The sequence below is a fragment of the Cognatundibacterium jejuense genome (assembly GCF_014284255.1).
GTDB classification, from domain to species: Bacteria; Pseudomonadota; Gammaproteobacteria; order Burkholderiales; family Burkholderiaceae_D; genus Undibacterium; species Undibacterium jejuense.
The window spans coordinates 419,541-438,509 of the sequence record NZ_JACOFV010000001.1; the positions used below are offsets into that span (position 1 = coordinate 419,541).

Annotated in this window: 17 protein-coding genes; 9 read left to right on the forward strand and 8 right to left on the reverse strand. The window is 45.6% G+C overall.

Annotation, left to right across the window (positions count from 1 at the left end; translation table 11 throughout):
- Window positions 1–114: 114 nt before the first annotated feature.
- The 3 genes from H8K32_RS01960 to H8K32_RS01970 form a co-directional block, all read right to left on the reverse strand.
- The gene (locus H8K32_RS01960) at window positions 115–1,953 is read right to left on the reverse strand and encodes a chemotaxis protein CheA (protein WP_186910770.1); all 1,839 of its coding nucleotides are present in this window, start codon (window positions 1,951–1,953) and stop codon (window positions 115–117) included.
- Window positions 1,953–2,717, reverse strand: coding sequence for a protein phosphatase CheZ (locus H8K32_RS01965; RefSeq protein ID WP_186910771.1), 765 nt, complete (start codon window positions 2,715–2,717; stop codon window positions 1,953–1,955). The genes H8K32_RS01960 and H8K32_RS01965 overlap by 1 nt, the downstream gene beginning before the upstream one ends.
- 274 nt (window positions 2,718–2,991) lie before the next feature.
- On the reverse strand, window positions 2,992–3,441 hold the full coding sequence (locus tag H8K32_RS01970; protein ID WP_186910772.1) for a putative toxin-antitoxin system toxin component, PIN family: 450 nt from the start codon (window positions 3,439–3,441) through the stop codon (window positions 2,992–2,994).
- A 23-nt stretch (window positions 3,442–3,464) separates the two neighbouring features.
- Here H8K32_RS01970 and yaaA point away from each other — a divergent pair, with 23 nt between their 5' ends.
- Window positions 3,465–4,244, forward strand: coding sequence for a peroxide stress protein YaaA (gene yaaA, locus H8K32_RS01975; RefSeq protein ID WP_186910773.1), 780 nt, complete (start codon window positions 3,465–3,467; stop codon window positions 4,242–4,244).
- 89 nt (window positions 4,245–4,333) lie between these two features.
- Here yaaA and H8K32_RS01980 read toward each other — a convergent pair whose 3' ends face one another.
- Complete coding sequence (locus tag H8K32_RS01980; protein ID WP_186910774.1) at window positions 4,334–5,137, reverse strand: outer membrane protein assembly factor BamD; 804 nt, start codon at window positions 5,135–5,137, stop codon at window positions 4,334–4,336.
- 43 nt (window positions 5,138–5,180) lie between these two features.
- Between H8K32_RS01980 and H8K32_RS01985 the strand changes: the two genes are divergently transcribed.
- The 6 genes from H8K32_RS01985 (at window position 5,181) to rimO (ending at window position 12,310) form a co-directional block, all read left to right on the forward strand.
- The gene (locus H8K32_RS01985; protein ID WP_186910775.1) at window positions 5,181–6,221 is read left to right on the forward strand and encodes an RluA family pseudouridine synthase; all 1,041 of its coding nucleotides are present in this window, start codon (window positions 5,181–5,183) and stop codon (window positions 6,219–6,221) included.
- Window positions 6,222–6,238: 17 nt separating this feature from the next.
- A complete protein-coding gene (pgeF, locus tag H8K32_RS01990) occupies window positions 6,239–7,033 on the forward strand; it encodes a peptidoglycan editing factor PgeF (protein ID WP_186910776.1) in 795 nt (264 codons plus the stop codon).
- Window positions 7,034–7,400: 367 nt separating this feature from the next.
- Complete coding sequence (phaC, locus tag H8K32_RS01995) at window positions 7,401–9,122, forward strand: class I poly(R)-hydroxyalkanoic acid synthase (RefSeq protein ID WP_246447067.1); 1,722 nt, start codon at window positions 7,401–7,403, stop codon at window positions 9,120–9,122.
- A 43-nt stretch (window positions 9,123–9,165) separates the two neighbouring features.
- Window positions 9,166–9,906: a 3-ketoacyl-ACP reductase gene (locus H8K32_RS02000; protein ID WP_186910777.1), complete on the forward strand. Its 741-nt coding sequence runs from the start codon at window positions 9,166–9,168 to the stop codon at window positions 9,904–9,906.
- Window positions 9,907–10,237: 331 nt separating this feature from the next.
- Window positions 10,238–10,795 (forward strand): polyhydroxyalkanoate synthesis repressor PhaR, encoded by a 558-nt coding sequence (gene phaR, locus H8K32_RS02005; RefSeq protein ID WP_186910778.1) that lies wholly within the window; start codon window positions 10,238–10,240, stop codon window positions 10,793–10,795.
- 132 nt (window positions 10,796–10,927) lie between these two features.
- Window positions 10,928–12,310, forward strand: a complete 1,383-nt coding sequence (gene rimO / locus H8K32_RS02010; RefSeq protein WP_186910779.1) for a 30S ribosomal protein S12 methylthiotransferase RimO — start codon at window positions 10,928–10,930, stop codon at window positions 12,308–12,310.
- Window positions 12,311–12,420: 110 nt separating this feature from the next.
- On the opposite strand, the gene H8K32_RS02015 is transcribed toward rimO, so the two are convergent.
- The 4 genes from H8K32_RS02015 to H8K32_RS02030 form a co-directional block, all read right to left on the reverse strand.
- Window positions 12,421–14,754, reverse strand: a complete 2,334-nt coding sequence (locus H8K32_RS02015) for a RelA/SpoT family protein (protein WP_186910780.1) — start codon at window positions 14,752–14,754, stop codon at window positions 12,421–12,423.
- Window positions 14,755–14,801: 47 nt separating this feature from the next.
- On the reverse strand, window positions 14,802–15,005 hold the full coding sequence (gene rpoZ, locus H8K32_RS02020; protein ID WP_186910781.1) for a DNA-directed RNA polymerase subunit omega: 204 nt from the start codon (window positions 15,003–15,005) through the stop codon (window positions 14,802–14,804).
- 33 nt (window positions 15,006–15,038) lie between these two features.
- On the reverse strand, window positions 15,039–15,683 hold the full coding sequence (gmk, locus tag H8K32_RS02025) for a guanylate kinase (RefSeq protein WP_186910782.1): 645 nt from the start codon (window positions 15,681–15,683) through the stop codon (window positions 15,039–15,041).
- A gap of 133 nt (window positions 15,684–15,816) precedes the next feature.
- On the reverse strand, window positions 15,817–16,719 hold the full coding sequence (locus H8K32_RS02030) for a YicC/YloC family endoribonuclease (protein ID WP_186910888.1): 903 nt from the start codon (window positions 16,717–16,719) through the stop codon (window positions 15,817–15,819).
- A gap of 151 nt (window positions 16,720–16,870) precedes the next feature.
- On the opposite strand from H8K32_RS02030, the gene H8K32_RS02035 reads away from it, so the two are divergent.
- Window positions 16,871–17,881 (forward strand): serine/threonine protein kinase, encoded by a 1,011-nt coding sequence (locus tag H8K32_RS02035; RefSeq protein WP_186910783.1) that lies wholly within the window; start codon window positions 16,871–16,873, stop codon window positions 17,879–17,881.
- A 145-nt stretch (window positions 17,882–18,026) separates the two neighbouring features.
- Window positions 18,027–18,968, forward strand: a complete 942-nt coding sequence (locus H8K32_RS02040) for a PP2C family protein-serine/threonine phosphatase (RefSeq protein ID WP_186910784.1) — start codon at window positions 18,027–18,029, stop codon at window positions 18,966–18,968.
- Window position 18,969: the final 1 nt, after the last annotated feature.

The following is an 18,969-nucleotide window of genomic DNA, read 5'->3' on the forward strand; positions in this document are numbered from 1 at the left end:
TGATCAACAGCGCGTCGTGCAAAAGAGTAAACGAATTATTGGGCTTCAGGAAATGAAAAAGGGTTTATTTCTTTTGAAAAATAAACCCTTTTTAACGTCGTTGTCGGAATGTAATCAACTCGTCATTAATTCACGTACTTTGCAACCATCGATCAGGAAGGATAGGCTGATTACCAATACTAATTCACCTTCAGCAGAGCGGGCAGTACCTGTTATTCCTGGTGTACTAATGCAAGTCAGAGGTTTAATTACGAGGTCGGCCGTTCCGTCCACCGAATCAACCGACAGAATGTAGGGATTAGGTGCTGCTATGACAATACCAACGCGTTCTGATGATGGTGAATAGCCTAGAGTTTTCCCCAATGACTTAACGGGTAAAGGACGACCTAAATCACGCAATACAGGTTGTCCGCCAACGCTTTCAAAGGTTTCTGGCAGTTCAACAACGCGCTGAACAGTAGCCATCGGTAAAGCAAGTGATGCACCATCAGTACGGACGACCATCGTTGGCACGATAGATAATTCGATCGGCAATCTGATGAGGAAGGTGGTGCCTTTTCCGAGCTCAGAGGCAATACGAATCGCTCCACGATGACGCTCAACCGCAGTTTTAACGACGTCCATGCCGACTCCGCGACCAGACACGCTAGAAGCAACTTCTTTCGTTGAGAAACCTGGTAAAAAGACGAGTTGGAACGCTTCGTCATCTGTGCGCGCATCATGTGAATTAATCAGGCCTTTGGAAATTGCCTTATCCCTGAGGCGTTGCGCATCCATGCCCTTACCATCGTCCGAAACTTCAATCATGACGCTGCTGGCTTCCTGCCATGCTTTGAGAGAAATTGTCGAGCGAGGTGACTTGTTCGAGATCAGGCGTTCCTCAGAGGTTTCAATTCCATGATCCAAAGCGTTGCGGAGCATATGCACGAGTGGATCGTAGAGACTGTCAACTACAACCCGATCGACTTCTGTCTCTGCACCGGTAATATTCAGATCAACTTCCTTGCCTAAATCTCGCGCCAACTCCCTGACCAAACGTGGAAATTTTTGGAACAAGCGTCCTACCGGTTGCATCCGGGTTGCTAAGGTTGCGCGTTGTAATTCGGTTGAGTAACGAGATGCGCGCGTTAGTGTCTCTGTGAGGGCTGACATTAATGGGGCAGCCTGGCCGTCGAACTTAAATTGACCTAGCTTTTCCAACAATACGGCCGCCTGATTTGCCGCTTGTACTGATTCGCCAGCGACTTCTAATAAGACGTTGAGCTTTACGGCGTCAATTCTGATACTTTCTTCTTTTGCCGGCGCATTTTGTTTAATATCTGCATTCGACAAAGAAGACTTGACTGCTTCATTTTCTTCCCTGATATTGGCTGGTTGAGGCGCTTCATAGGTTTCTACAACCGCTTCAGGTAAGGTTCCCGCGGGAGTGACCGCTCTATAATAAGCCTCCCAATCTATATTTCCGTCTTGATTCTGAGCGGCAGCCGGTGCTGGTGCGGCGACAGCTGTGGCTACAGGTGACGCTTTCGGTGCCGCAGTAACGGACGCGGCAGATTTCTTGCTCACACCTTTGCTTTCTATCGCATCGGTCAGCATTGCCTCTAATGATTTTGGCATTGTTGACAGCTGATCCGGTGCCACGCCGTTATTCAGTGCAGTTAATTGATCAGCGACGAAGCCACTGGCTTCAAGAGCTGCTTCAATCGCTTCAGGTGTAACCGCTACCTGGCCGGTTCTGAGTGCGTCGAACAAATTTTCGGTAAGATGGCATGCGGAGACCATCGCCGTGAGGTTCATGAAACCGGCGCCACCTTTGATTGTATGAAAAGACCTGAACACGGCATTGAGTGTGTTCATGTCGCCAGGGTTGCGCTCAAGTGAAAGCAGATGTTCTTCTACATTTGTCGCCAGATCGAGCGCCTCGACGACAAATTCTTTGAGCATGTCATCCATTAGAAACCCAAGCTATCAAGAAGATTGTCTACGTCATCCTGTTCCAATGCCGCATTGGGAACGGATGGACCTTCCATTAATTCTACGGCCTTCTCTTTCAAGTCTGAAGGAGCGTTGTCCAACAAAATCTGTGCCAGTTCGCGTTCAACAGCTTTGTTGATTGCGACAACTTTTTTAATTAACTGCCCAGTTAAATCCTGGAAATCCTGCGCCATCATAATGTCGAGTAAGCGAGCTTTCTCGGCATCAGTGGCAGTCATAACGACATTGGCAAAGGATTTTGAATCATGAGCCAATTCTTTGAATTCTTCGACGCTCATTTTGCCCGCGAATAAACTATCCCAGCGGGCGTCCATGGTTTTTGCTTTCTTTGCCAGTTCATCTTGTTCTGGCATGCCGAGATCGGTCGCATTCAACACCTTGTTTGCGGCTTGCTCAGTCAGCGTTGCGACGTATTCGAGTCTGTCTTTTGCATCTGCGACCTGAATCGCCACATCTGATAGGGAGCGGTCATACCCAAGCTGACGCATGGAATCATGTAACATGCGCACAACATTGCCCAGCCGGTCAAACATAGGCTTGCTGGCATCTTCATCGGTATTGTGTGGATTTAATTTTGGAAGCGGCTCACCAATAGGAGAGGAGGTGTTGGCGACTGCTTCAGGAGCAGAAGGGGGAATCGCGGCGGGTGGCGCATCTGTGTCTTGGCGTTGGCTCGCCATTTCTTCAAACAATGCGTCCAGATCATCTGCTGAATCGGTCATAGTTCTTCATTCTCCATAATCGCTGTGACTTTTGTGCAATTTTTCCACAAATATCATGGTCTGTCGTTAGTTCTTCGCAAATAAATGAAAAAATGATCTTATTTATCGCTTACACGTAACGGAATTGGTGAAATTTATTTATGTCAACCTGAGTCATTCTGGTTCAAGGAATGTGCAAGTTTGATCTGATACTATACTAGCAGGACTTTCTCGAAGAGTAACCTATGCTTTTGAAAATTGTCGTGCTTTTGTGAGATTAAACACAGATTTCACATTAATTTGAATTTTGACTGCGCAAGAAATTTTCCGGTGTCTCAATCGAGTATAAGCCTAACTTGCGAATTCGCTTTGCTAGTTTGAGTAGGGCTTTGTCTTTGGTGATTAAAAAATGGGCATCCGCATCCCGCGCGATTTCCAAAAATTTTTGGTCGTCTTTATCACTGCAAACAGGAAGTTTGATGTTGGAAAGCGTGGCAGGTGCAACACATTCGATCAGTTGATCAAATTGCGATTGGATGGTGAGCAAATTCTCTGCTTTGATCGGCAGATGCGGATATTTGAGTACCGCCAGCCATTCATCTCGGCATTCCGGACGCGTATAAGCCTTTAGGCTCCCTTTTTGTAGCGCTTGCAAAATTTCATTCCAGCGTTGGTCATGAAAAACGAATAAATCCAGGCAGACATTGGTGTCAATGACGACCCGCTTGGGTATGATAGTGTTCATTGTTTTTATAAAAGTCGATAACTATGCTCATTGTATTATCTCCAGCTAAAAGTCTGGATTATGAAACCCCCATTAACTCAACTATTTTTACCAAAGCAGATTTCCTCGACGAAGCAGCGGAGTTGGTAGAAATCGCAAAAGAATTATCGCAACAGCAATTAAGTGCTTTAATGGACATCTCGCCCAATCTGTCGCAACTCAATGTGGATCGCTTTAATGCTTGGAAGAAAAAACCGACAGGCAAACATTTGCGTCAGGCAATCTTTGCATTTAACGGGGATGTCTATGAAGGTTTAAATGCGCAGACCTTGAATCCTGAACAATTGAACTATTTACAGGAAAATTTAAGAATTTTATCTGGTTTGTACGGCATCTTAAGACCTTTGGATGTTCTTCAGGCTTATCGCCTGGAAATGGGCACGGCCTTAGCAAATCCGTATGGGAAGAACTTATACGCATTTTGGGGTTCTAAGATTACTGAGGGTTTAAATGTCTTGGCTGGAAAAAATGGCACCGACACTATATTGAATCTGGCTTCGGACGAATACTTTAAGGTGGTAAAGCCAGTGTTGTTTAATGGCACAATTGTCACGCCTGTTTTCCAGGATTGGAAAAATGGAAAATATAAAATCATCTCTTTTTATGCCAAAAGAGCTCGGGGCTTGATGGCGAGATATTGTGCAGAACGGGCGATTCAGGATGTCGAGGAGATTAAGAATTTCGATGCTGAGCAATATGTCTATTGTGAAGAGGAATCGACACCGAAGAACTGGGTATTTAGACGTCGCTTAGAAGACAATTAGATCAATACTGGCTTGATTTTCGTTTTAGAAATCAAAAAAACCGATCAAATGATCGGTTTTTTGTTAATAACTGGTGCAGCTTTGACAAATTACCAGAACTTCCACCAGGAGGATTTATTTTTGTCGACTCCTGAGGCATAGCTACTATCAGGGAAGTTCTTAACGAACACGCGGTTTGCATCGTCTCGTAAGTCATTCATACCCATTGCATTGTAGGCTTTAACCAGAATAAACAATGCTTCCTCGTTTGCTGGTGCGTCTGGATATTCCTTGATCGCTGATTGAGCACGGTTGGCGGCAGCCAGGTAGGCGCCACGACGCATATAGTAGCGAGCAACATGGACATCGTATTGTGCCAAGGCATTTACCAGGTATTTCATACGGAGCAGTGCATCTGGCGTATACTTGCTATCTGGGAATTGCGTTACCAATTGCTTGAAGGCGTCAAAAGAGTCGCGTGAAGCTTTGGGATCGCGTTCCGTGATGTCTTGACGGGCGATAAAATTAAGAATGCCAAGCTGATCGTTAAAATTAATCAAGCCGCGCAGGTAATACATGTAGTCCACGTTTGGGTGATTTGGATGTAGTTTGATAAATCGTTCAACAGCAGCGAGAGCCTGTGCCTGATCACCTTGTTTGTAGTAGGCATAAGCAGTATCCATTTGTGCTTGTTGCGCGTAGGTACCGAATGGAAAGCGCGATTCTAATTTTTCATAGTACTGAATTGCTTTTTCATATCCGCCGTTAGACATCTCGTCTTTTGCTTCAGCGTATAATTTTGATGCTGACCAGGTCTTGGTCTCATCAATTTTGTCACCAAACACGCCGCAGCCCCCTAAAGCAAGGGACGCGGTTACTGCCAAGACCAGCAATTTCAAAGATTTAATGTGCATAAATTTGTGCGTAAGCATGAAAACAATTTACGGATTATAGCCGATGACAAAAAATGTGAAACCAACTACAACAGTGATTTTGTCAGATTCTGACCTTGACATAGATGCGGAAGTAGTGAATGAAGATGTCGAAGCCGATGAAGACTTCTCTTCCGACGTCGAAAATATCGAATTAAAACTAACTTCCGCTGTCTGCGGCGAACGGTTAGACAAGACGATCTCTAAACTTGTTCCCCAATATTCGAGAAGTCGTATTCAACAGTGGATAGAAGATGGGTATGTGACAGTGGATGGTGTTCCTGGCCGTGGAAAAATGACGGTGTTGGGCGATGAGAAAATTATTATCGTTCCACAAGCAGCGCCTGATGAGGGCGCTTATGAACCTGAAGATATTCCCCTTGATGTCGTATATGAAGATGATTCGCTTATCGTCATCAATAAGGCGGCCGGGATGGTAGTGCATCCTGCCGCAGGGAACTGGTCTGGGACCTTGCTCAATGCGTTGTTGTTCCGTTGGCCGGAATTATTAGGTGTGCCGCGCGCAGGTATTGTTCATCGTCTTGATAAAGATACTTCAGGTTTGATGGTGGTCGCCAAAACCTTGATTGCTCACACAGATCTGGTGCGTCAACTGCAAGACCGTAGTGTCAAACGTGAATATTATGCCTTGGTCTGGGGTACCCCTAACGTATCTGGAACTGTGGATGCACCGATGGCAAGACACCCTCGTGATCGTATCAAAATGGCGGTTTCTCGTAGTGTTTTGGCAAAACCCGCCGTGACACATTTCCAGCGTATCGCAACTGGTATGTTGGAAAAATTTCCAAATAGCCTGGTCGCTTGTCAATTGGAAACCGGACGCACACATCAAATTCGTGTTCACATGCTTTCGTTAGGTTTTCCGCTGGTTGGTGATCCTTTGTATGGTAAGCAACATTTGGCAAGATTTTTCCCGCGCCAAGCCTTGCAGGCACGTAAGCTCGGTTTGATCCATCCTGAGTCAGGGGAGCATGTTGAATGGGAAGTGCCGGTAGCGGAAGATTTTCAGGCTTTGATCAAAGCTGCAGGGATTTCATTGCCATGATGACGAGGGGGCAGCCTATGTCGTTTGATATCTTGCTACCTGATTGGCGTGAGGTGCCGTCAAATGTACGAGCAATGTCAACATTGCGATCTGGTGGCTGCAGTACTGGTGTGTATGGGGATATGCATGGTACGTCCGGATTGAATCTTGGTGACCATGTTTCTGACGACATTGCGGCGGTTATGGCAAATCGCACAAAATTAAATGCATCATTACCTAACGATGTCATATTCTTATCACAAGTTCATGGCAATATAGTTGCTCAGGTCGAAACTTTGGTGCCTGGCATCTATGCTGATGCGGTTGTAAGTAGCACTCCTGGCCTTGTCTGTGCAGTATTGACTGCAGACTGCCTGCCAGTTTTGTTCAGTGATGCTACAGGATGTGTAGTCGCGGCCGCGCATGCAGGTTGGCGTGGGTTGGCATCTGGTGTGCTACAAAGCACGGTGCATGAAATGCGGTTGCGAGGGGCGGGTGAAATTTCTGCCTGGTTGGGGCCTGCGATAGGCCCGAAAAAGTTTGAGGTAGGTCAAGATGTTTATGATGTTTTCACCGGGCAAGATAAAGATGCGATAAATTCATTTGCTAAAATAGCATCTAATGATATTGTAGGTGCCGAACGGAAATATCTTGCTGATATCTATCAGTTGGCGCGAAACGTGTTGAATTCAGCGGGTGTCAACGATATTTCTGGTGGGGACTACTGCACGGTCACCGATAAACAGAAATTTTATTCTTACCGGCGGGATGGGGTGACCGGGCGGATGGCTAGTTTGATTTGGATTGCTCCGGATGATGTACTGAAGGGTTAGCTGGCATAGTGTTTTCCTTTGGAGGTTCCAGATCTATGCTTGCTTGAGTTTGTTGCGGTGCAACTGATTTTTCGAGCCGTTCTCGCTTGCGTTGCGGTGTACGCATCAGGTATAAAAGTATCGTGAGTGGAAAAACGCAGTACATGACGAAGGTCATGATTCCTGCGATGACTGACGGTTCTGTTATTGCCATTAATAAAACGACGTAAACCCAGGCGATAGCGACGATGTACATAAAATCAGTTGAAGTAGGTTTTAAATGGTTGCAAGTAAGTTGGAAAATTGGAAGTAATTAAGTTTTCTTTAATTTTAAAGCATGGAAGCTAAAGATTAACTCACAACGATACGCGAAAATCAGGAGGCACGCATGAAGACTTTCGATCCTCAAGCTATGTACTCCGAATGGATGTCACAGCTAGTGAATCAAACACCATGGCAAGAATGGATGAAGCCCGCGGCTTCGGTAGCAGAAATGCCTGTTCTTGACATGCTCAAAGAAGCCGGCGCAACAATCAAACCTGCGGTTCTTGCAAAGCTTCAATCCGAATATATGCAGGAATTTGGCCAGCTCTGGCAAAATTTTGCTGTATCTAAATTACCCGAACTTAAAGACAGACGTTTTTCGTCTTCCGACTGGCACACGCATGCAATGCATGCTTACAGCGCAGCCAGTTATTTGCTAAATGCCCGGTTTTTGATGGCGTTAGCAGAATCGGTTGAGGCTCCTGGTAAAGTAAAACAAAAAATTAGTTTTGCGGTGCAACAAATGATTGATGCCATGTCGCCCGCTAATTTTCTGGTCACAAATCCTGAAGCGCAAGCCAAACTGATAGAAAGCAAAGGCGAAAGTTTGGCGAAAGGCATTACTCAAATGCTTGCCGACATGCAAAAAGGTCGTATTAGCCAGACCGATGAGTCGGCATTTGAAGTAGGTAAAAATGTCGCTACGACAGAAGGCGTTGTGGTGTTTGAAAATCGGCTGTTCCAGTTGATCCAGTACACGCCTCTTACAAAAACGGTGCACCAGCGTCCGTTGTTGATGGTGCCGCCTTGCATCAATAAGTTTTACATCCTTGATTTACAGCCTGAGAACTCGGTCGTCCGTTACGCGGTCGAACAAGGGCACACTGTATTTCTGGTTTCTTGGGCAAATCCTGATACGAGTATGTCGGATGTGACATGGGATGATTATGTAGAGCAGGGCGCAATCAAAGCCTTAGAGGTGGTTCGGTCAATTAGTAAGCAGGATAAAGTCAATGCGTTTGGCTTCTGTGTTGGTGGCACTATCATTTCTACTGCGCTGGCCGTTCTGGCTGATCGCGGTGAGCATCCGGTAAGCAGCCTGACATTGTTGACTGCGTTGCTAGATTTTTCTAATACGGGTGTACTCGACGTCTTTGTTGATGAAATGCAAGTCTCTATGCGCGAGCAAACCATTGGCGCTGGCGGTTTGCTACCGGGGCGTGATCTGGCCAGCACTTTCTCTAGCTTGCGCGCTAATGATCTGGTCTGGAACTACGTTCAGTCCAATTATTTAAAAGGTGAGGCGCCACCCCCATTCGATTTGCTTTATTGGAATGCGGATAGCACAAATCTCCCAGGGCCGATGTTTTGCTGGTATTTGAGAAATACGTACCTCGAAAATAAATTGATGCAGCCTGGTGCACTGATTGTCGCAGGCAATAAAGTTGATCTTGGAAAAATCGATGCGCCGGTATTTATTTATGGCTCTCGTGAAGATCATATCGTGCCATGGCAAGCAGCATTTGCTTCTACGCGCTTATTGAATCTCAAGCAAAAAAATAGAAATACCTTTGTGTTGGGCGCCTCGGGACATATTGCTGGTGTCGTCAATCCACCTGCAAAGAAAAAGAGAAGCTACTGGCTCAATCCTGACGCGGTCGGCAAAGATGCTGATGTCTGGATGGCTGGAGCGACTGAATACCCGGGTAGTTGGTGGCCTGTGTGGTCAGAATTTTTGGCAGAACACGGTGGAAAAATGGTGAAGGTGCCAGCAAGTGCCGGGAATAAAGAATTTCCAGCATCCGAGCCCGCACCAGGTCGTTACGTGAAAGTAAGAGCAGATTAATTTTTGTTGTTTTGGCTTATCTATTAAAAACAGGAGAATCAGTATGGCAAAGCGTGTTGCGTATGTAACTGGCGGTATGGGTGGAATCGGGACTCCAATTTGCAGACGTTTGTGCAAAGAGGGTTACACCGTCGTTGCGGGCTGCGGCCCAAATTCTGCCCGCAGAGAAAAATGGCTGGCAGACATGCGTGCGGAAGGTCTTGATATTCATGCTTCCGAAGGTAACGTGTCTGACTGGGAATCAACGAAAGCAGCTTTTGACAAAGTAAAGGCTGAAATTGGAGAAATTGACGTGTTGGTTAACAATGCCGGCATTACTCGCGATGGCCAGTTCCGTAAAATGAGTAAGGCGGATTGGGATGCTGTCATGGATACCAATCTGAATTCACTGTTCAATGTCACTAAGCAAGTGATTGAAAACATGGTTGACCGTGGCTGGGGTCGTATCATCAATATCTCATCCGTGAACGGTCAAAAAGGACAATTTGGTCAAACAAATTACTCGACTGCTAAAGCAGGTATCCATGGCTTTACAATGGCGTTGGCGCAAGAAGTTGCTACGAAAGGCGTTACAGTAAATACCGTGTCGCCAGGCTATGTTGGTACTGATATGGTAAAGGCAATTCGTCCGGATGTATTGGAAAAAATTGTCAGCGGCATTCCAGTTAAACGTCTAGCTGAGCCTGAAGAGATCGCATCCATTGTTGCCTGGATTGCTTCTGATGAAGGTGGTTACGCGACTGGATCGGACTTTTCAATTAACGGCGGTTTGCACATGGGTTAATGTGGTCACGGCCGATTTGGCTGTAGATCATTTGATTCATAAGTTGTCTATTTTTTGCGGCAATATATTGATTTTAAGTAATTTAAAATACAATCATTGCTTCTTTTTTACTGCAATGCAGTAAAATAAGTCCATTGGAATGTATTGAATCTATTCATTCCAATGGATGTTCTACATTGCGAATATATAAAAACTAGCGCAATGCAAAAAAGGGGACAATCAAATTGGTATATTTTCAAGAAAATTGAAATGTATGGTTTGTCTGAATGAGTCTGGGTTTTGGATCTGAATAGTCCAAAACAAGATGTAGAAGTTATCAATTGAGATTTCAATGAATAGCGCAAAAAAAACAACGCAGCATTTGATTAAAAAATATCCAAATCGACGTTTGTATGACACTCAGACCAGTAGCTACATCACGCTTGTCGATGTAAAACAGTTTGTGCTGGATAATGACGATTTTGCCGTGATTGACGCGAAAACAGGCGATGATCTGACGCGCAGTATTTTATTGCAAATCATTCTGGAAGAAGAGGCGGGTGGTTCACCGATGTTTTCCAGTGTGGTTTTGTCTCAAATTATCCGCTACTACGGTCATGCTATGCAGGGCATGATGGGAAACTACCTCGAGAAAAACGTTCAAGCGTTTATCGACATCCAAAACAAGCTGGCAGAAAATTCTAAAGGTATCTACGAGGGCAAACCATTTAGTCCTGAGATGTGGACGCAGTTCATGAATGTCCAGGGCCCTATGATGCAAGGGATGATGGGAAATTACATCGAACAAAGCAAAAACCTGTTTGTACAAATGCAAGAACAAATGCAGAGTCAGGCAAAAAATATTTTCAATGTATTTCCATTCAATCCGGATGATGTGAATAAAAAGTAATTTATTTGCCGAACTATTTTAGTTAAGCTGCTGATTTTTCAGGAAAATTCGCTGAAGCTGAGGCAAGCTTGCATAGCAAAGGGTACAATAGCGGATTCGCTTTTGTACCTTTTTTGTTTTTACGCACCCTCTATGTCTATTACTGAAATACGCCGCCAAGAAACTGCCGTTACACCGAAGGTCGGATTTGTCTCCCTCGGTTGCCCTAAGGCTTTAGTTGATTCCGAACAAATTTTGACGCAATTGCGCGCTGAAGGTTATGACACCGCCAAATCTTATGACGGTGCCGATCTGGTGATTGTCAACACCTGTGGTTTTATTGATGCTGCGGTGCAAGAGTCTTTAGACGCCATCGGTGAGGCGCTTGCTGAAAACGGCAAAGTCATCGTTACAGGGTGCCTTGGCGCTAAAAAAGATGCTGATGGTAATGACATGATTCATACCATCCATCCTAAAGTATTGGAAGTGACTGGGCCGCATGCGGTGGGCGAGGTCATGGCAGCAGTACATAAGCATTTGCCTAAACCACATGAGCCTTTCATCGATTTGGTTCCTGCGCAAGGCGTTAAGCTCACACCTAAGCATTATGCTTACTTGAAAATTTCTGAAGGCTGCAATCATCGTTGTAGTTTCTGTATTATCCCATCCATGCGTGGCGATCTGGTATCGCGTCCTATCGCTGACGTGATGCTGGAGGCAGAAAATTTGTTTAAAGCGGGCGTCAAAGAATTGTTGGTAATTTCTCAGGATACAAGTGCCTACGGCGTGGATGTGAAGTTCCGTATGGGCTTCTGGAACGGTAAGCCTGTAAAAACCCATATGACTCAATTGGTCGAGTCGTTGGGTGAATTGGCTAAGCAATATGATGCTTGGGTCCGTTTGCATTACGTCTACCCATATCCACACGTTGATCAGATCATCCCGTTTATGAACAACGGTCATGTGTTGCCATACCTCGATGTGCCACTCCAGCACGCGCATCCTGATGTTTTGAAACGCATGAAGCGTCCGGCCAGTGGTGAGAAAAACATCGAGCGCATCAAGGCCTGGCGCGAAATGTGCCCGGAAATTACGATTCGCTCCACCTTTATTGCGGGCTTCCCTGGTGAAACTGAAGAAGAATTTGAATACATGCTGGACTTCTTGAAAGAAGCACAAATCGATCGTCTGGGTTGTTTTGCTTATTCTCCGGTCGAGGGCGCTACTGCCAATGAAATCGATGGTCAGTTACCAGATCATGTACGTGAAGATCGCCGTCGTCGCGTTATGGAATTGCAGGAAGGTATCTCAAAGCAGCGCCTGCAAGCAAAAATCGGCAAGACCGTGCGTGTATTAATTGATAGCTTGGACCGGAGTGGTGGTGTTGGTCGTAGTTCCGCCGACGCGCCTGAGATCGACGGTGTTGTGTACGTTAAACCACCGTTTGAGCCACATCGTAAGTTGAAAGTTGGTGAGTTCGTTGACGTGCGTATCACTGCGGCGGATGCGCATGATTTGTGGGGTGAGGCGGTTTGATGCTGTCGTTCCTTGGTAAAGTATCTTCAGCAGTTTCACGGTTGCGGGTTGCGTAAAAAAGGAGAGCTGGGCTCTCCTTTTTTTATGTGGACAACCAAATCAGGCTAAATTTATCCGCGTTCTCGCGCAATACGATTGACGCCATTCAAATGTTTGATGTTGCGCATAATCCTTGCAAGATGTGCGCGATCTTCTACTTGAATGGTGAAATGGATGTGGGTCATATCGTTGGCATCGCCATCTTCCATATTAACGTGACTGATATTTGCTTCTGACTCGCCGATTTCGGCAGCGATGCGCGCTAAAGCTCCGCGCTCATTAGTAACCGTGACCGCAATGCGGGTATCAAAACTGCGATTGACTTCATCACCCCAGGTTACGTCAATCCAACGATCAGGCTCTTTGATATGGAGACGTTTGGCATGCTCGCAATCGTCGGTATGCACCACCAGGCCTTGATCTCTTTTTAATTGACCAACAATGCCATCACCAGGGATAGGCATACAGCACGGGGCTAATTGTACTGATAAACCTTCGCTACCGTAGATAATGACGGGATCAGGTTTGTAATGATGTTTGTCGCCGTACTGCTGAAACGGAATAGAGGAGGAGTCGTCCTCAACCAGATCCAGGATGTGTCTTGCAACCAAGGCCGCCATCCGCTTGCCAATACCAATGTCGGTGTAAATTTCATCCATCGTTTTTGCGGTGGACTCATTGAGCAATTTATCTATCAGTGAAGATGGAAGTTCGGGATTGAGACTCACTGCTACTAATGCCTGCGCCAACAATTGTTTGCCAAGCTCAGTAGATTCGTTGAGGTTGATGGTGCGTAAATAATGTCGGATTGCCGACCGCGCCTTACCAGTACGCACATACGAAAGCCAATTAGGTGTCGGGCGCGAATTAGGTGAAGTAACAATCTCAACAATATCGCCGTTTTTTAATTCCGAGCGTAATGGAACTGGCTCGTGATTAATTCGTGTTGCAATTGCCTGATCGCCGATATCTGTATGAATATTGTAAGCAAAATCCAAGGCAGTTGCGCCGCGTGGCAGTGCAATGATTTTAGATTTGGGCGTGAAAACATAAACTGAATCTGGGAACAAATCAACTTTAACGTGTTCCAAAAACTCAGCCGAATCGCCAGTCTGCTTTTGGATATCGAGCAGGGACTGAAGCCACGCATGGGTGCGTTGCTGCAAATCGGTGAGACTGCCTTCTTCATTCTTATATAGCCAATGCGCTGCTACACCGGACTCTGCTACGCGATGCATGTCTTGTGTGCGAATCTGGAATTCAACTGGCGTACCGTAGGGGCCAATCAATGTTGTATGTAGCGATTGGTAACCATTGGTTTTAGGAATGGCAATGTAATCTTTAAACTTGCCGGGCATCGGCTTATAAAGCGCATGTAAAGAACCTAATGCGTAATAGCTTTCGCGAAAATTTTCGACCACAACTCTAAAGCCATAAACGTCGAGCACCTGAGAAAAGCTCAGATGCTTATCGTGCATTTTCCGATAAATGCCGTACAGCGTTTTTTCACGCCCGTAAACTTCGGCCTGTAAGCCGGCTTCTTTGAGTGTTTCTTTGACCGATTCCAAGATCTTGTTCACAACCTCGCGGCGATTGCCGCGTGCAGCTTTTACCGCTTTAGACAAGGTGCGGTAGCGCATAGGGTATAAATGTGAAAAAGCCAGATCCTGCAATTCACGGTAAATGTTATTCAAACCAAGACGGTGTGCAATAGGCACATAAACGTCCATAGTTTCGCGTGAAATCCGACGTTTCTTTTCGGGCAGCATCACGCCCAGAGTGCGCATATTGTGCAGACGGTCTGCCAATTTAACCAAAATAACTCGCACGTCGCGCGCCATCGCCAGCAACATTTTGCGGAAATTTTCTGCTTGTGCTTCGATCTGGCTTTGGAATTCGATTTTTTCTAACTTAGATAAACCATCGACCAGCGTTGCAACAGGTGCCCCGAAGCGTTCTATTAATTCTTCTTTTTTTACATCCTGGTCTTCCATGACGTCATGCAGCAGAGCGGCCATGATGGCCTGGACGTCAAGTTTCCAATCAGCGCAAATTTCCGCAACAGCGATCGGATGTGATATGTAAGGTTCGCCAGATTTGCGAACCTGTCCCAGGTGCATTTCGTCAGAAAAACGATAGGCTTCTTTAACAAGTTTGAGATCGCCCGGAGACATGTATTGAGCCAGTCGCTCGCTCAGTCCGGAAGTTGACGCTACACCAATGTTCGTCTGTGGGCTGCGCGCCGTATGCGCTTCGCCTGAGATCAGTGGGTGTTTTTTTGTGCTTACTTTTTTGCTGGTCGCACCAGTTTGACCTGTTGAACTTGCAGGCAGGTTAGGGGTAGTTTCAGCCGGTGTGGCAACTTGGGGTGAATTCAGAGATGAATTTGTTTCTGTGACGCTCATTCTGCTACTCCCGGCCGATGAATTTGATGCTTCGGTCGCAATGCCAATTACACTGGGACTTTTTTCAGCATCTCAATACCAATTTTACCTTGAGCGATTTCACGCAAAGCCGTTACCGTTGGTTTGTCTTTGGATTCGACTTTTGGTGTGTGACCTTGCAATAACTGACGTGCACGGTAAGTTGCGCACAAAGTTAATTGAAAACGGTTAGGGATCTGTTTCAATGCATCTTCAATGGTAATACGTGCCATGTTTTTTCCTAAATACAATAATAATATGGTGAATTAATTGGGGTTGGCATGAATGCCAAGTTGGGCGAACAGTTCGCTATTGCGTGTTGCCTGCTGCGTAAATCTGCAGCGCGTTGCTTTGACGATGGCGTTCAGTTCTGATAACGCAGTTGCAAAGTCTTGGTTAATAATAACATACTCGAACTCTGGCGAGTGCGCCATTTCGCCACCCGCTGCCAAAATCCGTCGCGTAATGATGTGCGGTTCGTCTTGCCCACGTTTTTTCAGTCGCTCTTCTAGTGCTGGAATTGACGGTGGCAGAATAAAAATTCCCACTGCGCCTGGAAATTGTTTGCGTACTTGTTGCGCACCTTGCCAGTCAATTTCGAGCAAAACGTCAGTGCCAGCGCGCATTTGCTGTTCGATCAAAATGCGAGAGGTACCATAATAATTTCCATGTACTTCGGCTGACTCCAGAAATTCAGACTGTGCTTTTCTCTTTAGGAAATCTTCGGCGCTGGTGAAATGATATTCACGACCATCTTGCTCGCCCGGACGCGGCGGGCGCGTTGTGTATGAAATTGACAGTTTTATCTGTGGTTCTTGCGCCAACAAAGCGTTCACCAAAGTTGATTTACCTGCACCGGATGGGGCTGCCACGATGAAAAGACTACCTGCTGTTGAAGTAATGGGTATCATTATCTGGCCTCTGTCGGGTTGATTGTATCAATGGTCAATTGCAAAATCGCAAATAAGTGTTAGTCGCGACAAAAACTAATGCAAATTCGCGTTCGCAAAAAAATATCGCGGGAGTATAAGCAAATGTCACACCTTATTCAAGGTTTTGTACTTGCTCTCTCATTTGTTCTATCAATAATTTTAAGTCCATTGATGCGTCTGCCAACTCCTTGAGTGCTGCTTTGGAGCCCAATGTGTTGGCTTCGCGATTTAATTCTTGCATCATGAAATCAAGGCGTTTTCCGACTTGTCCACCTTTTTGTATGATGTGCCGCGTCTCAGTCAGGTGTGCGGATAAGCGTGCGAGTTCTTCGGCAATATCAATGCGGATGCCATAGACGGTCACTTCTTGGCGGATTCTATCAAGCGCTTCTTCTCTCGTGACTGTTTGTCCGCTATTAGGGCCTGTTGTTGATGTTGTCAAACCGAGGGCTTCTTCAAGCCGGGAAATTGCTTTTTGTTGAAATTGTTGTAGTACCTGTGGCAATAATGGTTTGATTTTTTCAACAATTTCTTCCATTGCTGTAACGCAGCTAATGAGCACTTGTGCTAATGCTGCACCCTCGCGTTCACGACTGATGACAAAAGCATCTAAGGTGTTATTGATCGTGGAGACTATACTTGTCTGTAGGCTTTCAGCATTAATCTCTGCCTCTTCAATGACCCCTGGCCAGCGCAATAATTCATTGGCAGTAAGGGGATTCGCTTGGGGGAATTGGTTAAGTAACTGATTCTGAAAAAGTGCTAATTGATCAAGTAATTTGGAGTTAAGGGCTTTGCTGTTGTTTTCAGTGGTTTTTTTTCCGAAACTGAAGCGACATTCAACTTTTCCGCGGACGATTTTTCTCGAAATAGCGTCGCGAAAAAGCGATTCAACCGAACGAAAGTCGTCATTGATCCGAAATTGCAGATCGAGAAAGCGCGAATTAACGCTTTTTATCTCTATCGTCATCGTTCCGGCTTCTGTTTCTTGGGTGCTGGTCGCGTAACCAGTCATGCTGTAAATACTCAAGGTAGATCCTTTTTAGGTAGTGCTCGTTGGTACTGTTGGCACAAAAGAGAGGAATAAGTTGTTCTAAAGCAGGATATTCTTTACAAATACCTCAATTATCAACACAATCACTTCTGTATAAAGGATTGGAAGATCAATGGCTGCACAAAATAACGCCCCGTTGCCAGATGGACTGGAAATTGCCGGATATCGCATTGTAAAGAAAATTGCGTCTGGTGGCTTCAGTATCGTATATCTGGCATCAGATGAAGATGGAAATGCTGTTGCAATTAAGGAATATTTACCTAGTTCCCTGGCCTTAAGGCAACAGGGCGAACTGGTGCCAGCAATTTCAAATGAGAATTTACCAATTTATCGTATTGGTTTGAAGTGTTTTTTTGAAGAAGGGCGGGCTTTGGCACGCATTTCTCATCCCAATGTTGTTAGCGTCGTCAATTTTTTTCGCGCCAATGAAACCGTGTACATGGTCATGGCCTATGAATCGGGACGTTCTTTGCAGGAACACATTTTAAGACGGCGCGATAAAGGCGAAAAACCTTTGGTGTCAGAGCGCTTTATTCGCCGCATGTTTAATCAGGTGATGAATGGCTTGCGTGAGGTTCACACTAATAAATTACTACATCTTGATTTGAAGCCAGCGAATATCTATCTTCGTCTTGACGGTACACCTATCTTATTGGATTTTGGCGCCGCACGTCAGACGTTGAAAACGGATATTCCGAAGTTGTATCCTATGTACACGCCTGGTTTTGCCGCTCCTGAACTATATCAGAAGAACGGTAACCTGGGCCCTTGGACAGATATCTATAGTATCGGGGCATCGATTTTTGCCTGTATGATTGGTGCGCCGCCACAGCCCTCTGATCAACGCAGCATCAACGATAAAATGGAGTCGCATTACAGAAAGCTCGAAGGAACGTATTCCGCAGAGCTGATTGAAGTTGTGCGCTGGTGTTTGAAATTGGATCCGCTGGAACGTCCGCAAAGTGTCTTCGCTTTGCAGAAAGCGCTCGCTACCAAGGCACAGCCACAGCCAGAGTTGACGATGTTTGAAAAAGCCAGAATAAAAATTTCGAATTTATTTTCCAGAAAAGACAATTTAGCAGTCAGTGACCACACGACAATTCAGGAAAATACGCAGAATTAATTAGTTTGTTAATTTTATGCCTTGATGGCTTAATTGTAGAGATTGCGGTGCTTTGATACGTTGCTGTAGCGACATTGTCCGTGTATTGTTGGGATATGTTTTTCCTATCCGATTTTATTTTATAAATTTTAAAGCTGAATAGTTCATGCGTTTTTCCGTCTATCAAGAAAGTCATATCGGTGGCCGTAAGGTCAATCAAGATCGCATGGGGTATAGCTTTACCCGTGATGCAATTTTGCTACTATTGGCTGATGGTATGGGAGGGCATATCATGGGCGAAATGGCAGCCGCCATCGCTATGCAAACGATCGGTTCCCTATTTCAGCAGCAGGCACACCCGTTGGTAGGGCGTCCTGAACGTTTTCTGGAAGACAGTTTTTTAGCTGCCCATCAAGAAATCCATCGTTACCGTAATATTAATAATCTACCCGAAACTCCACGTACCACTATCGTCGCATGTTTGATTCAGAACGGTTACGCGTATTGGGCACATTGTGGTGATTCGCGTTTGTACTGGATGCGACAAGGGCAGATATTGCTGCGCACCAAGGATCACTCGCGCTTAGAAACCTTGATTGCACAAGGCAAAGTTGATCCCGCTGAACGTCATACCCATCCTGATCGAAACAAGCTTTTTAATTGTTTGGGCGCGCCAAATTCGCCGATTGTGGAACTCTCACGTCGTGCAGCATTGCAACCTGGCGATATTATTTTGCTGTGTTCAGACGGATTCTGGTCTATGTTGCCAGATCATATGCTTGCGCAGCGATTACATGAGCATACGATAGTTCGTGCTATTCCAGAGTTGATCCGCTCTGCGGTCAACATTGCTGGCAAACATAGCGACAACACTACTGCGTTGGCGATGATGTGGGAAGGCGATGATCACCTCGATGACTCATCCGTTATTTCTACCAATACCTTGCCAATTGGGTCAATTACTACGACGATTCAGGCTCCAATTGATGCCGATGTCATTGCTGAAAGCGTAGAACAAGATATTTTCAACGACGCGGAAATTGAAAAAGCGATTGCGGAAATCCGCAATGCGATTCACAAATCATCCCGCATCACTACTAAAAATTAAA

Bases quoted from the DNA above. Each gene is read 5' to 3' on its own strand.
- H8K32_RS01960 (WP_186910770.1), bottom strand. From the start codon at position 1,953: ATGGATGACATGCTCAAAGAATTTGTCGTCGAGGCGCTCGATCTGGCG.
- H8K32_RS01965 (WP_186910771.1), bottom strand. From the start codon at position 2,717: ATGACCGATTCAGCAGATGATCTGGACGCATTGTTTGAAGAAATGGCG.
- H8K32_RS01970 (WP_186910772.1), bottom strand. From the start codon at position 3,441: ATGAACACTATCATACCCAAGCGGGTCGTCATTGACACCAATGTCTGC.
- yaaA (WP_186910773.1), top strand. From the start codon at position 3,465: ATGCTCATTGTATTATCTCCAGCTAAAAGTCTGGATTATGAAACCCCC.
- H8K32_RS01980 (WP_186910774.1), bottom strand. From the start codon at position 5,137: ATGCACATTAAATCTTTGAAATTGCTGGTCTTGGCAGTAACCGCGTCC.
- H8K32_RS01985 (WP_186910775.1), top strand. From the start codon at position 5,181: ATGACAAAAAATGTGAAACCAACTACAACAGTGATTTTGTCAGATTCT.
- pgeF (WP_186910776.1), top strand. From the start codon at position 6,239: ATGTCGTTTGATATCTTGCTACCTGATTGGCGTGAGGTGCCGTCAAAT.
- phaC (WP_246447067.1), top strand. From the start codon at position 7,401: ATGAAGACTTTCGATCCTCAAGCTATGTACTCCGAATGGATGTCACAG.
- H8K32_RS02000 (WP_186910777.1), top strand. From the start codon at position 9,166: ATGGCAAAGCGTGTTGCGTATGTAACTGGCGGTATGGGTGGAATCGGG.
- phaR (WP_186910778.1), top strand. From the start codon at position 10,238: ATGAATAGCGCAAAAAAAACAACGCAGCATTTGATTAAAAAATATCCA.
- rimO (WP_186910779.1), top strand. From the start codon at position 10,928: ATGTCTATTACTGAAATACGCCGCCAAGAAACTGCCGTTACACCGAAG.
- H8K32_RS02015 (WP_186910780.1), bottom strand. From the start codon at position 14,754: ATGAGCGTCACAGAAACAAATTCATCTCTGAATTCACCCCAAGTTGCC.
- rpoZ (WP_186910781.1), bottom strand. From the start codon at position 15,005: ATGGCACGTATTACCATTGAAGATGCATTGAAACAGATCCCTAACCGT.
- gmk (WP_186910782.1), bottom strand. From the start codon at position 15,683: ATGATACCCATTACTTCAACAGCAGGTAGTCTTTTCATCGTGGCAGCC.
- H8K32_RS02030 (WP_186910888.1), bottom strand. From the start codon at position 16,719: ATGACTGGTTACGCGACCAGCACCCAAGAAACAGAAGCCGGAACGATG.
- H8K32_RS02035 (WP_186910783.1), top strand. From the start codon at position 16,871: ATGGCTGCACAAAATAACGCCCCGTTGCCAGATGGACTGGAAATTGCC.
- H8K32_RS02040 (WP_186910784.1), top strand. From the start codon at position 18,027: ATGCGTTTTTCCGTCTATCAAGAAAGTCATATCGGTGGCCGTAAGGTC.